We start from the raw sequence: 14,050 nt of genomic DNA, 5'->3' as shown, positions 1-14,050 counted from the left end.
CGCCCTTAGTTTTTTGTAATGCAGGGGAATAAGCATGTCTTTGTCTTCGCGTCTTCGTGCCGGAGAAACAGTTCTTTCTGCGTGGTCATCTCTACCGGAAGCACTGACAGTTGAAGTTCTGGCGCACAGCTCCTTTGAAGCGGTTACGCTTGATATGCAGCATGGCGGCCATGATGAGCAGAGCGTGTTGCGCAGTCTCGGATTGATCCTCAATGCTGGTAAGCCGCCAGTCGTTCGTATCCCGGTTGGTCGCTTCGATATGGCAAGCCGCGCGCTCGATTTTGGCGCACAGGCAGTGATTGCGCCAATGATCAACTCGGTTGAAGACGCGCGTAAGTTTGCAGCCGCAATGAAATACCCGCCGATTGGCGAGCGTTCATGGGGTGTTTTCCGCGCCAATGCTGATTACGGAGCGCCGGGCTCGAACGATTATCTCGTAACCGCCAATCAGGACACGCTGGCTTTCGCCATGATCGAAACGCGCGATGCCTATGATGCGCTGGATGCGATTCTTGACGTGCGCGGTATCGATGGCGTTTTCGTAGGTCCTGCCGACTTCTCGATTGCCTGGAGCAATGGCCGTGAAGCCAATCCGGATTCCGAAGCGATCATCGAGCCAGTGAGCACCATCGCTCGTAAGGCCGCAGCTGCTGGAAAATTCGCTGGCATTTATTCGCCGTCAGCAGAGTTTGCACGGCGCTACATCCCGCTTGGCTTCCAGTTCCTGACACTTGGAAACGATAGCGGCTATCTGCGTCTTGGCGCAAAAACGCTCGTTGACGCTGTCCGGGCTTAAATAAATAAGCGGCAGATCATTCAATCTGCCGCTTTCAAAACCGTTCTGAATCTATTTGATCAGAAAATTGGATAACTCTTTGATTCAATGCATTTTTGGCGGCTGAAGATTGGTCATAAATTCAGCAAAAACCATTGAGCCTTCCGGCCACGGGCCATGTCCGGATTCCGAATTGATATGACCTGCATCGCCTGCATCGATGAGCAGCGCACTCCAGTCCTTCACGATATCTTCTGCGGCTTCAAAGCTTGAGAAGGGATCATTGCGGCTGACGACGGTAATCGTCGGAAATGGCAGGCGCTCACGCGGATAAGGGCCGAATGTCATCAGGTGCTTTGGCCGGATCTTTTCGTTCGACACATCGGGAGGCGCTACAAAGAAAGCACCGGCTACCTTGTGCTGAATTTGCGGAAGAGCGTGAAGCGCAGTTGCAACGCCAAGCGAATGAGCAACAAGCACGATCGGCTTCGTCGTCTCATTGGCTGCTTTGACCAGCTGTGCCACCCAATCGTCTTTGACTGGCTTCGACCATTCGGCCTGTTCGACACGTCGTGCCGTCGAGAGTTTATTCTCCCAGCGCGTCTGCCAATGATCAGGTCCGGAATTGGTGTAGCCGGGGATGATAAGAATATCTGCGTCTTTGACTTTCATGCCCCCTATTTAGAGCCGTTTCAACGCATCTTCAAGCTCAGCTATAGCGCGTCAAAAAGAACTTAGATGTCGCAAATGATGAACAGCTTGTTCGCTGATCGCTATCTTGTGAAACACTCGCTAAATTGTGATCTTTAGCGGGAAGATAATTACGGAGAGGATTTGACGGCCATGACGATAAGCAGAAGAACGATACTTGGTTCTGCAGGTGCTGCCGTCATGAGCAATATTCTTTCCGCGCGCGCAGAAATGCCGCCGAAGGAGAATGAAATGACTGAAACACTGAAGATGGCCGCTGCTGATAAGGGTGGTTCGACCGCTGCCACTGTAAAGAGCGCTCCTTTGCCTTTTGCTATGACGACACCGGTACGCGTGGCGCGCATTGGCTTAAAGGCGCGCGATGCAGAAACCCTGGCTGAGTATTATCGCGATGTGGTGGGCTTGCGTGAAATGACGCGTCGTGGCGCTTCCATTGTATTGGGTGCGGGCGACCGTGAATTGATGGAAATCGAACAGTTTTCGGCTGCCAAGCCTGATGATCCACGCAGCGCTGGTCTCTACCACACGGCTTTCCTGCTGCCGACTCGTGGCGATCTCGCCCGCTGGTCGCGCCGCGCCATCGACAAGCAGCTGCCTGTTGCCGGTGCGTCTGATCATAATGTCAGCGAGGCAATCTATCTGACTGATCCTGAAGGCAACGGCATTGAGATCTATTCCGACCGTCCACACAATACGTGGCAGTGGAATGGTGATCGCGTGAATATGGGCACCGAGGCGCTCGACGTGAAGAACCTTCTCGACCTTATTGATCGTGAAGGTGGTGAATGGAACGGTGCACCGCAGAACACGGTTGTTGGTCACGTTCACTTGCGCGTTGGCAATGCGAAGGATGCGGAATCCTTCTGGCATCAGCAGCTGGGCTTTGACACTGTTCAGACCTATGGCGACAAGGCCGTGTTTCTGTCCACTGGCGGCTATCACCATCACATTGGTGCTAATGCCTGGCAGAGTTCAGGTGCTGGCATGCGCGATAAGGATCGCACGGGTCTTGCATGGGTCGAAATGGAAGATACGCGTGGCGGTAACAACCACGTCTTTGAAGACCCATGGGGCAATGTGATCAATACGATCAAAAAGAGCGCCTAATCCGAAATAATAAAAAGCCCCATGTTTACAGAAACATGGGGCTTTTTGCAGATTCAATTTATCAGCGTTAGTGATTTTGGTTATGGCGTGCCGAAAATCGTGGCTTTCGAGAACCGGAGCGGAGCGTACTTTTAGGTACGTGAGCACCGGAAGCGCTCCGCATAATCCCGAAAAGTTGCAGACTTTTCGTAGAAAATTATGCGGTTTTAAAAAATTCACGCGATTTGCAGGCCGCCAGAGCCTAAATCTCAGCCGAAAACGCGCTTGAAAATCGTGTCTACATGCTTGGTGTGATAGCCAAGGTCGAATTTTTCACGGATCTGTTCTTCGGAAAGTGCTGCACGCACTTCCGCGTCACCGAGCAGTTCTTCGAGGAAGTCTGCACCCTGTTCCCAGACCTTCATGGCATTGCGCTGCACGAGGCGGTAAGAATCTTCACGCGAAACGCCAGCCTGTGTGAGTGCTAGCAGAACGCGCTGCGAATGCACAAGACCACGGAACTTGTTCATGTTTTTCAGCATGTTTTCCGGGTAGATCACCAGCTTCTCTACAACGCCAGCCAGACGGTTCAGCGCGAAGTCGAGCGTGATGGTGGTGTCTGGGCCAATTGCGCGTTCAACGCTCGAATGCGAAATATCGCGTTCATGCCAGAGAGCGACGTTTTCCATCGCAGGCACAACCGACATACGAACCAGACGGGCGAGGCCGGTCAGGTTTTCGGTCAGAACAGGGTTACGCTTGTGCGGCATCGCCGACGAGCCTTTCTGGCCGGGCGAGAAGAACTCTTCTGCTTCCAGAACTTCCGTGCGCTGCATGTGGCGAATTTCGATGGCTACGTTCTCAATCGACGAAGCGATGACGCCGAGAGTTGCAAAGAACATGGCGTGACGGTCGCGCGGAATAACCTGCGTTGAAACTGGCTCTGCTTCGAGACCGAGCTTTTCGCAGACATATTCTTCAACGCGTGGGTCGATATTGGCAAAGGTGCCAACAGCGCCCGATACAGCGCCCGTCGCGATTTCTGCGCGTGCTGCAACAAGACGCGCGCGGTTACGTTCCATTTCGGCGTAGAAACGTGCGAAAGTCAGACCCATTGTGGTTGGCTCTGCATGGATGCCATGGCTGCGGCCGATACGAACGGTATCCTTGTGTTCAAATGCACGCTTCTTAAGCGCTGCAAGCACACGATCCATGTCTGCGAGCAGCAGATCAGCTGCGCGAACGAGCTGCACATTGAGCGTGGTGTCGAGTACGTCCGACGAGGTCATGCCCTGATGCACGAAGCGGCTGTCTGGGCCGATGAATTCTGCCAGATGCGTAAGGAACGCGATGACGTCATGTTTGGTGACGGCTTCGATTTCGTCGATGCGCGCAACGTCGAACTTGGCGGCATCACCCTTTTCCCAGATGGTCTTTGCGGCTTCTTTCGGGATTACGCCGAGTTCGGCAAGCGCCTCACATGCATAGGCCTCAATTTCGAACCAGATGCGGAATTTGGTTTCGGGAGACCAGATGGCGACCATTTCTGGTCGGGAATAGCGCGGGATCATGGGCATATCCTGTTTTGGCGGCCCGTCTGCCGGGCTGCAGGTCTTGGGTAAAGGGAATGCACGGTGTTTAGCAGAGCCTGATGCTCAGCTCAACGCACTCCCCCGGAAAAGTGGCTTCAGTTTATCGTGCAGCTTCTGCTGCTTCGCGAATGGCTTTGATGTTAGCGGCATAGCACTCAACCGAGTTGCCTTTGTAAACGGCAGAACCCGCAACGAGAATGTTTGCACCGGCTGCAACAACCGATCCGGCAGTCTCAGGCGTGATGCCGCCATCCACTTCGATATCGATCGGGCGGTCGCCAATCATCTCACGCACTTGGCTGATCTTGTCGAGCATCGGCGCAATGAACTTCTGGCCGCCAAAACCCGGATTGACCGTCATGACGAGAACGAGATCAACGTCATCAATGACGTTGGTCAATGCTTCGACAGGGGTTGCTGGATTGAGCGCCAGACCAGACTTTTTGCCCAAAGCGCGGATGCTCTGGAGCGAGCGGTGCGTATGTGCACCAGCTTCTGCGTGGATTGTAATGAGATCGCAGCCCGCATCCGCAAATGGTTCAAGATATGGATCGCAAGGCGCGATCATCAGATGCGTGTCGAAGAAAGCCTTGGTGCGTGGGCGAATTGCTTTCACCACCTGCGGACCGAACGTGATGTTCGGCACGAAATGACCATCCATGACGTCGATATGGATCCAGTCGGCACCGGCTTCAAGCACGGCATCGACTTCTTCTCCCAGACGCGCAAAGTCGGCCGAAAGAATGGATGGGGCGATAGCGATAGGACGCATGGTTGTCTCCCTTGCAGGATGTTTTCACATCATAAAATAAAAATGCGTCCGGCCAGTTTTGACCGAACGCAGATATTGAGTCTCTAGCCCCAACGCTTGTGGAACCACATCCACTGGCCAGGATATTCGCGCACCCATTCCTCAACGGTATCGTTGAGAAGCTGCGCGGTCGCGGCGATATCGATCTCGCCTTTTTCGTCGCGTGGCAGCTCCATGCGCTCTTTCAGCTCAAGCCGATATCGACCGCCAGGCAGGCGGATACAGCGTGCCGGATAAACATCGCAATCATACTGTCGCGCGAGCTTTGCGAGCAACGGATTGGTTTTTACAGGGCGATCAAAGAAGGTGGAGGGAACGCCACGCTGGAATTTCTGGTCAACCAGCATCCCGACATTACCGCCAGCATCCAGAACACGCGCCAGCGACCATGCGGCACCGGCCTTTGATGGCACCAGATGACCCATATTTGTTTTGCGTGCTTTGAGAACGGTCTTCGCGATATAGGGATTGTTCGGTGGGCGGAAGAGGGCTGTTACATCGAGGCCGAACGTACCGGCACAGATCGGCAGAAGCTCGAAATTGCCGGTATGCGCGGTGAAGAAGATATGCGGCTTTTTCTCGTCACGCAGGCGCTCGAAAATCGGAATGCCGTCAACTTCGATAAGACCGGGCTCGGTTGCATTGGGATCAAAATCGAAGATCGCATCGAGAAAGATATATTCCGCGAAAAGACGCGCCATCGAATCCCACATTTCGACGGCGATCTTTTCAATTTCAGCATCGCTCTTCTCAGGATAGGCAAGGCGCAGATTGTTGGTTGCCACCTTGTGCCGTGGCGTCAGTGGTCCCACCTTGCGTGCGAACCATGCAGAAAAGCGGATTGCGCTTTTCGCAGGCAGGAGACGCAGCAGAGCCAGAGCCATAAAGACGGCCTGCGCCCAAAGCCAGTAATTGAACTGCTTGAGCTTACGCGACCATTTGAAGAGAAGAAGCTTAATCTTGAACATAAAGGCTTAGTCGATCTGCAACACGATCTTGCCGAACACGTCGCGGCCTTCCATGCGCTTGAGAGCCGTACCGATGTCGTCAAAGCCGACAATGGTGTCGATCACTGGATGAACAACACCCTGCGCCATTTTCTGCATCGCATCAGCCATGTTTTCCATACGGCAACCAAAGGAGCCGAGGATTTTAAGCTGCTGCTGGAAGAGCTGCATCAGATTCATGTTGGTTGAAACACCAGAGGTCGAACCACAGGTGACGAGACGTGCGCCGCGCTTCATGCAGAGCATCGAGCCTGCCCATGTATCCGCACCAACGTGTTCGAACACGACATCGACGCCCTTCTTCTTGGTGAGCTTGCGCACAACACCTTCAAAGCGGTCAACGCGGTAGTTGATGACGTGATCGGCACCCAGCGCCTTGGCTTTTTCGATCTTATCGTCAGAGCCAACAGTGGTGATGACGGTGCAGCCCATCTTCTTTGCAAGCTGGATTGCTGCCGTACCAATGCCGGAGCCGCCAGCCTGAACCAGAACGGTTTCGCCCGGCTGGAGTTTCGCATTGTCAAACAGCATATGCTCGACCGTACCAAAGGTCACAGGAGCGACAGCTGCGCCGATTGCGTCAACGCCGGGAGGAGCCGGAACCAGCAGACGTGCTGGCAGATTAACGGCTTCACAGGCGAAGCCATCGAGATGGAAGCCATGAACGCCGCCTACGTGTTCACAGAGATTATCGCGACCTTCGCGGCAGGCCTTGCATAGACCACAGGTGCGTGCGCCATAGATCGAAACTAGCTGGCCTGGCAGAACATTCGACACGCCGGGTCCGATTGCATCGACAACGCCGGAAGCTTCCGCACCGATGACCAGTGGCATCTTACGCTTGGCAAATGCCATGCCGCGCCAGCCCCATACGTCGATATGGTTGAGTGCGACGGCCTTGATACGGACCGTAACTTCGCCATTGCCGGGTGCGGCAGGCGGAGCAATATCGGTCATTTCAAGGCGGCGATCGTCGAGGAGCTGTAGGGCGCGCATGAATTTATCCTTTTCAAGACATAATCCCGGGCAGCGTTTCGCTGTCCGGGATTACCGAGAATATATAACTGCAGATCCGATTAATTCGGATTTGCCGTCAAAACAAGGCTCGTGTTCTGTCCACCAAAGCCAAATGAGTTGGAAAGCACGGCAGAAACCTGTCCATCACGCTTAACATTTGGCACGACATCCAGCGGAATTGCCGGATCTGGATTGTCGTAATTGATGGTCGGAGGCAATGTGCCGGTTTCAATCGTCAGCAGCGAGAATACAGCTTCAATCGCACCAGCGGCGGTCAGTGTGTGACCGATCATCGACTTATTGGACGAAACAGGGATCGAAGAAAGCCGTTCACCAAACACGGTTGAAAGGGCAAGATATTCCATCTTGTCATTTTCAGGTGTCGAAGTGCCGTGAGCATTGACATAGGAAAGCTGATCTTCGGTCAGTCCCGCATCTGCAAGTGCTGCGCGCACTGTGCCGATTGCCGGTGAGGCATCCGGCTTGGAGCGGGTGCGATGGAAATCATCAGCCTTTTCACCGCAACCAGCTAGAATGCCGAGCACTTTTGCACCGCGTGCGATGGCGCTTTCAAGCGATTCCATAACCAGAGCGCCGGAGCCTTCAGCCATGGCAAAGCCGTCGCGATCCTTGGAGAATGGCTTGGATGCCTTTTCCGGCTTGTCATTCTGCGTGGACAGCGCCGATAGCAGCGAGAAACGGATCAGAGCTTCAGCCGAGACCGATCCGTCGGTGCCGATTGAGAGAACACGATCACTTTCGCCGCGACGAATGGCTTCAACGCCAAGCTGAATCGCGGTTGCGCCCGAAGCACATGCGGTCGACAGCGTCACCGGCAGGCCGCGTGTTCCAAAAGCCTCAGACAGACGTTCGGCGATGTAGCCAAACTGCGTCGTATTGAAGAGGGCATCCTGACGGGCACGGCGGCAGGCTTCGAGCAGAAGCTGATAGCTTGCGGGGCCTTCATCCTTGATGCTGGCATCAAGTGCAAAGCGGCTTTTCCAGTCGAGTTCAACCGGAGGAGCTGCGAGGAAAAGCGGTCCGCCGAAATTGGTCACTGAAAGACCGGACTGGGCGAGGGCTTCTTCACCGGCAAGCCGTGCAAGCGCTTCCGAAAGAGGCGATGCACCAACTTCGCTTTCAGGCAGAAAATCAACAGTACCCGCAAAGCGCGTGTTGAGATTATCGGACGGGAAGCGTGTGATTTTATGAATTCCGGAACGCCCACCGGTCAGTGCAGCCCAGTTGTCTTCCTTGCCCTGTCCAAGGGAGGAAACAACGCCTGCACCGGTAATTGCAACGATGGGACGGCCGAGATGGTCTGTATATTTGGTCATCTTATGCTCTCACCAGCTTTGCAGCACCTTCGGCGCGCGTTGCGCCAATGGTGGTGACGATGGCTTCACTGACGGCTCCGTCTATGGCCTTCTCAGATGGGCCCGATGGAGCAAACGCTTCGCCCTTCCAGACGGAAATGGCTGCAAGTGCCAAGGCCAGCGGGAACTGCGCTTCGCGCAGGTGGCCGGTCAGGCTTGCAACGCCGCGATATGCGGCTGAAACGCCTTCAAGAGCTGCTTTTTCAGCGGCCGTTGCTTCATGTGCACCGGAAGCGCCGGAGACAACATAGCCAGGCTCTGCGCCGCCATTGGCTGCGAGCACCAATTCATGCACGGTTTTGGCAAGATCAGCCGCATCGCGGCGGATCTGCGCGCTTTCGATGCTGGCAATCTCTGCATAGGCGCGTGCACCGCGTTTTTGCGCATGGTCTGCGCTTTCGAGCACGAGGAAAACACCGCCAGAGCCGGAAATCATGCCGCCACCGGCGCTGCCTTCACGTTCCCAGAGCGATGCCCAGCCGTCGTGCTTGAGCAAGCCGCCAAGCTCGTGACCGAGAATCATGTCGAAATGTTCGGAATTATAAGAGCCGCCGACCAGCGCATGGGTGCTCTGGCCTGAACGAATACGCGCAGCAGCCGTTTCAATCGCCGCGATGCCGGAACCTTCTTCGCCCATGAAGGTACGGGAAGAACCTGTCACCTTATGGACGATGGAAATGTTGCCTGCCAGCAGATTGGAAAGCTGGGCAAGAAACAGGGTAGGGCGCAGCTCCGTCGACAGCTTTTCGTTCAGCATCACACCGCGATTGTTGCTGGTGCGACCTTCTTCGAGGATCTGCATATCGACAGTAATGTCGCGCTCGCCGCCACCGGCTCCCACGATCATATCCATGCTTGCGCAAAGCGCTTCGTCGTCTTTTATACCCGCATCGTCAAGCGCCAGGCCTGCCGCATAGGTTCCAAGTCGCTGCCATGTCTCCATCTGGCGCTGGTCGCCACGCTTGGGGATTTGCAAACCCCAGTCGACTTCGCCAAGCGGATGAACTGTGTAAGGCGCAAAGTTTTCTTTTTCGAGGCGAGGTTCAGTACCTGCCTTGGAGAAAGCGTTCCAATGCGCATCCAGTCCTTCGCCTAGCGAGGAGATGATGCCAATGCCGGTTATGACGACTTTATTGCTCTGCATGGTTCGGTCTGCCCGTAAATGCTGTGCTCAAGAATGCTTGCTTGTTCCAGAAACGGAATCAGGGCGAACACGGATGTTCACCCTTCAATACCGTCAGCTTGCGTGGCTGTTCAGCCCTTCTTGGCTGCGACCAGCTCGTCAATCTTGGCGCAGAGGTTCTTCAGAACGAAGTATTCTTCGGTCGGAGCCTTGCCTTCGTTCACTTCCTGCGTCCACTGTTCCAGCGGAATCTTGATGCCGAAAGCTTTGTCGATAGCGAATACGATGTCGAGGAAGTCGAGGCTGTCAATGCCAAGATCGTCGATGGTGTGGCTATCCGGCGTGATGGTGTCACGGTCGATTTCGCTGGTTTCGGCGATGATGTCGGCGACTTTGTCAAAAGTAGAGGACAAGTTTCGATTCCTTTATTCTTGGCGATGCCTCAACAGGCATGCGTCTGAGTATCTGCGCGTGTCTAGCGTGTTTCCGGCGATAGGGAAAGTCATATTGCTTTCACAATAGCCAGAGCGTTAATTGCGCATATAAGGTGCCTGCTAGGCTAAGCGCAACATAAAGCGAATTACAAAATTTTGAAATATTGTTGGAAAAGAGTTGTTCACGGTTCGCTTCTTACTCGCTTTATGAAGTACCAAAGCCCGACCGCAGTACAGGCAAGCATCACAATCGCGAGCGCATATTGTACCGGTCCATTGCCGGAAGCGATGGCTGCGAGACCTGATGCCGCACTTCCCAGAGTTCCCAGTGCTTCGGGGTGTTTAAGCACAGTCTTAACCGCCGTATCACATTGCTTTGCTTTGGGTGAAGCGTTGGCATTCGGTTTTGCAAGTTCTGTTACGGTTGGTGTCGCTGCCAGCATCAATGCGCGTGACCGAACCCGTTCAACCCGGGCCAGCCAGCCCGCGCCAAATGTCGAAGCTGTGGACAATCCTTTAAGCCAGGCGGCGCGAGCATCGCAAAGCGCATTGATAACCGCCTCGGGAGAGCGGCCGGAAAGGGCGGAAATCGTTTTGACGCCAATGACCCCATCCTGGGGCATGTTGAGGGTGGCCTGCAATGTTTTGGCAGCTCTTCCGGGGCCGGAGTTCACAGCAAAGTCGAACACAGCATAATCAATACCTGACGGAAGACTGTCACCGTCGATCTTGTTCCAGAATTGCTGTTGGTAGATTTTCGTTGCGGTTGAGCTTGAAAGGCTCTTCACGTCGGCAGCCGAAACTGTATGGCCTTCCCATGCGGAAAGTGTAGATAGAGTAATTCCCATATTCGTGGCGCCGCCGGGATCGCGAGGATTGTCAACATAGCCGCCTTCTTCACTAAAAATATAGGGTATAACTTTTTGGAAATTTTCCTTCATTGCTAAAAATCCTAATTTATATAATGAAGATAAAGTAAGTATTATTGATATGGTTAGTTTAAACTATCGTATGACGGAATAATATTTATTTGTTTCTGTATTCCCCGAATAAAATTGGGTCGTAATTTGATCGGGGCGAAGCGGGTATCGATAAGATTATTCTTCAAATAGAGATGGTTAAGCCCGAGTGGCGATTGAATTTTTTCAAGGCGTGGATAGCGCAAGCATCTTGAGCCGCTTTGGTATAAGCGCTGATTTGATGCATTCAGATCAAAATGCATTCTAAGGGGCAGTGTTGCTGCGAATGCCTCTTGCGCAGGCTCAAATGATACGGCTTGATGCGGCTCTCATAAATGCATCAAAACGGGCGAACAAAGTGACATCGGAAATTTTCGGATATGCACCGGACGGGCAGGCGGTTCATCGGCTTACGATCGCAAACGGTCCACTTGAAGCAAAAATCATTACATGGGGCGCATCCATACAGGATCTCCGCATGCAAGGGCATGATGCCCCTTTGGTCATAGGTTATCGTGACTTTGCGGACTACCCGGCGCATTCGCCCCATTTAGGCTCGATTGCCGGCCGTTTTTCCAACCGCATCCGCAATGCGCGCTTTGTGCTCGACGGAAAGGTCTATGAGGTAGAGCCGAATTTTCAGGGAATCCACAATCTGCATGGTGGCAGCAAAGGTCTCGGAAATCGTGTCTGGAAAATCACCGGCTCAGGTGCTGATTTCGTGACACTTGCGACGCTTGCGGCCGATGGCGAGATGGGTTTTCCGGGTAATCTCAACGTGAGCTGCACTTATATGCTCAACGCAAAAGGCACATTGATTGTGCGTTTGGAAGCAGTGACCGATAAGCCAACAGTCTGCAATCTCTTGCACCATAGCTATTTCAACCTCGACGACGGCGGCGAAGGCGATATTCTAGATCACCATCTCAAGATTGAGGCTGATGCCTATATGCCGGTCGATGAGGCACTGATTCCTGATGGGCGTGTTTTGCCGGTCAAAGGAACGGCTTATGATTTCCGGGATTTCCGCCCTATCCGTTTCGAAGAGGACGGCAAACAGGTCGAGTACGACAGCAATTTCTGCATGACGGCTGCGCGCGGCCCGTTGCGGCCATGCGCTTCCGTTAAAGGAGCTCGCTCAGGGATTAGGCTTGATATCGAGACGACAGAACCTGGCGTTCAGTTCTACGCGGGCAATACGATGGCGAATGATTGCATTGGTCTGACCGGAAAGCCTTACGGCAAACATGCAGGTTTTTGCCTTGAGCCGCAGGTCTGGCCCGGTTCTCTCGAATATCCATACGTGCCGCAGGCAATTCTCCGTCCGGGCGAAGTTTACGCCCAGACAAGCCATTTCACTTTTTCGCGGGATTAAATCACGCTGAATAAGCGGCGCGCGCTGTTTCCATGGGAGCAAGCGCGCCGCGGATTTCAACGACCCGAGCCGCAACTGCGTGGGCTTTGTGGGCAGCATCGACAGGTGACAGGCCTTCGAGGCGTGCAGCAAGATAACCGCCGTTAAAGCTGTCGCCAGCGCCTGTCGTATCAACGGCATTGGCTTTCACAGAAGGAACAAGCGTTTGTCTGCCATCGGCAATGATGAGCGCAGGTTCGGTGCCGTCTTTGACCACGATTTCCTTCACACCCAATCCGATCAACCGATCAGCGCAGGCTTGAGCGGTTTCGTCGCCAAATAGTGCCTGTTCGTCGGGGAAGGTCGGCAGGGCAATATCCGCGATCTTCATTGCTTCGCTGATGATCTTTTTCGCTTCTTCCCCATCCGGCCAAAGCTGGTGGCGGAAATTGGGGTCAAAAGCAATAAGCGCGCCTTCCGCGCGGCATTCGCGCAGGGTTTCAAAAAGCGTTTCCCGATGTTCTGGAAACACAATTGCTACCGAAATGCCGGAGAAATAAATCATATCGCGCCCGGCAAGGCTGGCCTTCAGCGCCTGACGGTCGCTTGCAAGGCGCTTTGCAGCGGCATCGCTACGCCAATAGGTAAATGAGCGCTCCGCACCATTGAGCGTGATCGCATAAAGTCCAGGGTGTACACCCTGAATGACCGGGCTTTGCGCAATGCCAATGCCATTGGAAGCAAGGAATGCCCGTTGCTTCTGCGAGAAATCGTCCTCTCCGAAGGCACTGACATAGTCCACGGGGTATGATTGCTCGGTCAGAGCGCGCATGTACCAGGCCGTATTCAGCGTGTCGCCGGCATATCCCATGCGCCATTGATCGCCATCATTGCCTGAAAGCTCGATCATGCACTCACCGATCGACGCAAAACCACCCATAGTCATCTCCTCATTTTTAACCGGACGTAGGCCTATACCAATTTGCCGTGATGTAAAATCCCGATGTCATCTACCCTTTATCGACTTGCCACATTCCGCGTGTAAGCATCGCGCCAAAAGAGGAATCACTATGCGTTACGCGATTTATTTCACGCCGCCGTCGGGCGATGCGCTTCTTAAAGTGGCTGCAAACTGGCTTGGGCGCAGCGCGTTTAGCGGTGAGGCGGTAAAGGTTCCGGCGATTCGCACTCTTGCCGCAGAAGATGTCGCAGCATTGACAGAAGAGCCGCGTCGTTATGGTTTTCATGGGACGCTGAAAGCGCCTTTCCGGCTGGATGAAGCATATCAGGAGAGCGATCTGCTTTCGGCGCTGATGTATTTTGCGTCATCAAGCGCACCGTTTGTGATCCCGCGCTTGAAACTGCAGGGCATTGGCCCGTTCTTTGCGCTGGTGCCTGAAGAACCGGTTGCAGAGCTCAATCAGCTCGCCAATGATATCGTAGTGTCATTTGATCGTTTTCGTGCGCCTTTGCGTGACGCGGAAATCGCCAAACGCCGTCCAGAGCGTCTGAGCGAAGCGCAGCGGCAGAATCTTGACCGTTGGGGCTATCCTTATGTGTTCGACGAGTTCCGCTTTCACATGACGCTCACCGGTCCGGTGGAGGAGAAGCAGCGCTCACAGGTGGAGCGCACGCTCGACGATTTTTTTGCACCCGTGCTAGAGGATCAGGTCGAGGTAGCCAATCTGGCTTTGTTCGTTGAACCAGAAAAAGGTGCACCGTTCGAGATTCATTCGCTGCATCCGCTGACGGGTGGTAATAAGGTGTCGAAACGGTCTTCGCGGGCCGTGGGGAGGCCTTGAGGA

At 54.1% G+C, this 14,050-nt stretch carries 14 protein-coding genes; 4 read left to right on the top strand and 10 right to left on the bottom strand.

All coding sequences use genetic code 11. The annotated features are described in order from the left end of the window. Nucleotides 1-28 precede the first annotated feature (28 nt). Nucleotides 29-796 carry an HpcH/HpaI aldolase family protein gene (locus QSJ70_RS10200; protein WP_181152453.1) on the top strand — a complete coding sequence of 256 codons (768 nt, stop codon included), beginning with the start codon at nt 29-31 and terminating at the stop codon, nt 794-796. A gap of 84 nt (nt 797-880) precedes the next feature. Here QSJ70_RS10200 and QSJ70_RS10195 read toward each other — a convergent pair whose 3' ends face one another. Continuing rightward, complete coding sequence (locus QSJ70_RS10195) at nt 881-1,447, bottom strand: alpha/beta hydrolase (RefSeq protein ID WP_285536144.1); 567 nt, start codon at nt 1,445-1,447, stop codon at nt 881-883. 288 nt (nt 1,448-1,735) lie between these two features. On the opposite strand from QSJ70_RS10195, the gene QSJ70_RS10190 reads away from it, so the two are divergent. Continuing rightward, the gene (locus QSJ70_RS10190) at nt 1,736-2,593 is read left to right on the top strand and encodes a VOC family protein (RefSeq protein ID WP_285536443.1); all 858 of its coding nucleotides are present in this window, start codon (nt 1,736-1,738) and stop codon (nt 2,591-2,593) included. Between the two features lie 248 nt (nt 2,594-2,841). Here QSJ70_RS10190 and purB read toward each other — a convergent pair whose 3' ends face one another. From purB to QSJ70_RS10150, 8 genes are all read right to left on the bottom strand, one after another. Next, entirely contained in the window at nt 2,842-4,143 is a 1,302-nt protein-coding gene (purB, locus tag QSJ70_RS10185) for an adenylosuccinate lyase (protein ID WP_007874633.1), read from the bottom strand. A 121-nt stretch (nt 4,144-4,264) separates the two neighbouring features. Continuing rightward, complete coding sequence (gene rpe, locus QSJ70_RS10180; protein WP_285536142.1) at nt 4,265-4,936, bottom strand: ribulose-phosphate 3-epimerase; 672 nt, start codon at nt 4,934-4,936, stop codon at nt 4,265-4,267. Between the two features lie 83 nt (nt 4,937-5,019). Beyond that, on the bottom strand, nt 5,020-5,943 hold the full coding sequence (locus tag QSJ70_RS10175; protein ID WP_285536140.1) for a lipid A biosynthesis lauroyl acyltransferase: 924 nt from the start codon (nt 5,941-5,943) through the stop codon (nt 5,020-5,022). Nucleotides 5,944-5,949: 6 nt separating this feature from the next. Next, on the bottom strand, nt 5,950-6,978 hold the full coding sequence (locus QSJ70_RS10170) for a zinc-binding dehydrogenase (protein WP_064320495.1): 1,029 nt from the start codon (nt 6,976-6,978) through the stop codon (nt 5,950-5,952). 80 nt (nt 6,979-7,058) lie between these two features. Next, nucleotides 7,059-8,336, bottom strand: coding sequence for a beta-ketoacyl-ACP synthase (locus QSJ70_RS10165; RefSeq protein ID WP_079211782.1), 1,278 nt, complete (start codon nt 8,334-8,336; stop codon nt 7,059-7,061). Nucleotide 8,337: 1 nt separating this feature from the next. Continuing rightward, entirely contained in the window at nt 8,338-9,519 is a 1,182-nt protein-coding gene (locus tag QSJ70_RS10160; protein WP_064320497.1) for a beta-ketoacyl-ACP synthase, read from the bottom strand. 110 nt (nt 9,520-9,629) lie between these two features. Beyond that, nucleotides 9,630-9,911: an acyl carrier protein gene (locus QSJ70_RS10155; protein WP_007874646.1), complete on the bottom strand. Its 282-nt coding sequence runs from the start codon at nt 9,909-9,911 to the stop codon at nt 9,630-9,632. A gap of 203 nt (nt 9,912-10,114) precedes the next feature. Then, on the bottom strand, nt 10,115-10,873 hold the full coding sequence (locus QSJ70_RS10150) for a glycoside hydrolase family 108 protein (RefSeq protein ID WP_231193953.1): 759 nt from the start codon (nt 10,871-10,873) through the stop codon (nt 10,115-10,117). 376 nt (nt 10,874-11,249) lie between these two features. Here QSJ70_RS10150 and QSJ70_RS10145 point away from each other — a divergent pair, with 376 nt between their 5' ends. Beyond that, nucleotides 11,250-12,266 (top strand): aldose epimerase family protein, encoded by a 1,017-nt coding sequence (locus QSJ70_RS10145; RefSeq protein WP_285536133.1) that lies wholly within the window; start codon nt 11,250-11,252, stop codon nt 12,264-12,266. Between the two features lies 1 nt (nt 12,267). Here QSJ70_RS10145 and QSJ70_RS10140 read toward each other — a convergent pair whose 3' ends face one another. Beyond that, on the bottom strand, nt 12,268-13,185 hold the full coding sequence (locus tag QSJ70_RS10140) for a sugar kinase (protein WP_285536131.1): 918 nt from the start codon (nt 13,183-13,185) through the stop codon (nt 12,268-12,270). 130 nt (nt 13,186-13,315) lie between these two features. Between QSJ70_RS10140 and QSJ70_RS10135 the strand changes: the two genes are divergently transcribed. Then, nucleotides 13,316-14,047 carry a DUF1045 domain-containing protein gene (locus tag QSJ70_RS10135; RefSeq protein ID WP_285536129.1) on the top strand — a complete coding sequence of 244 codons (732 nt, stop codon included), beginning with the start codon at nt 13,316-13,318 and terminating at the stop codon, nt 14,045-14,047. Nucleotides 14,048-14,050: the final 3 nt, after the last annotated feature.

The organism is Brucella sp. NBRC 12950, assembly GCF_030268145.1.
GTDB lineage: Bacteria > Pseudomonadota > Alphaproteobacteria > Rhizobiales > Rhizobiaceae > Brucella.
Note: the sequence above shows the minus strand (reverse complement) of the source record. Positions and strands in the feature narration are given on the sequence as shown.

Excerpts from the sequence above, each read along its gene's own strand:
- QSJ70_RS10195 (WP_285536144.1), bottom strand. The coding sequence starts at position 1,447 with ATGAAAGTCAAAGACGCAGATATTCTTATCATCCCCGGCTACACCAAT.
- QSJ70_RS10190 (WP_285536443.1), top strand. The coding sequence starts at position 1,736 with ATGGCCGCTGCTGATAAGGGTGGTTCGACCGCTGCCACTGTAAAGAGC.
- purB (WP_007874633.1), bottom strand. The coding sequence starts at position 4,143 with ATGATCCCGCGCTATTCCCGACCAGAAATGGTCGCCATCTGGTCTCCC.
- rpe (WP_285536142.1), bottom strand. The coding sequence starts at position 4,936 with ATGCGTCCTATCGCTATCGCCCCATCCATTCTTTCGGCCGACTTTGCG.
- QSJ70_RS10175 (WP_285536140.1), bottom strand. The coding sequence starts at position 5,943 with ATGTTCAAGATTAAGCTTCTTCTCTTCAAATGGTCGCGTAAGCTCAAG.
- QSJ70_RS10170 (WP_064320495.1), bottom strand. The coding sequence starts at position 6,978 with ATGCGCGCCCTACAGCTCCTCGACGATCGCCGCCTTGAAATGACCGAT.
- QSJ70_RS10165 (WP_079211782.1), bottom strand. The coding sequence starts at position 8,336 with ATGACCAAATATACAGACCATCTCGGCCGTCCCATCGTTGCAATTACC.
- QSJ70_RS10160 (WP_064320497.1), bottom strand. The coding sequence starts at position 9,519 with ATGCAGAGCAATAAAGTCGTCATAACCGGCATTGGCATCATCTCCTCG.
- QSJ70_RS10150 (WP_231193953.1), bottom strand. The coding sequence starts at position 10,873 with ATGAAGGAAAATTTCCAAAAAGTTATACCCTATATTTTTAGTGAAGAA.
- QSJ70_RS10140 (WP_285536131.1), bottom strand. The coding sequence starts at position 13,185 with ATGGGTGGTTTTGCGTCGATCGGTGAGTGCATGATCGAGCTTTCAGGC.
- QSJ70_RS10135 (WP_285536129.1), top strand. The coding sequence starts at position 13,316 with ATGCGTTACGCGATTTATTTCACGCCGCCGTCGGGCGATGCGCTTCTT.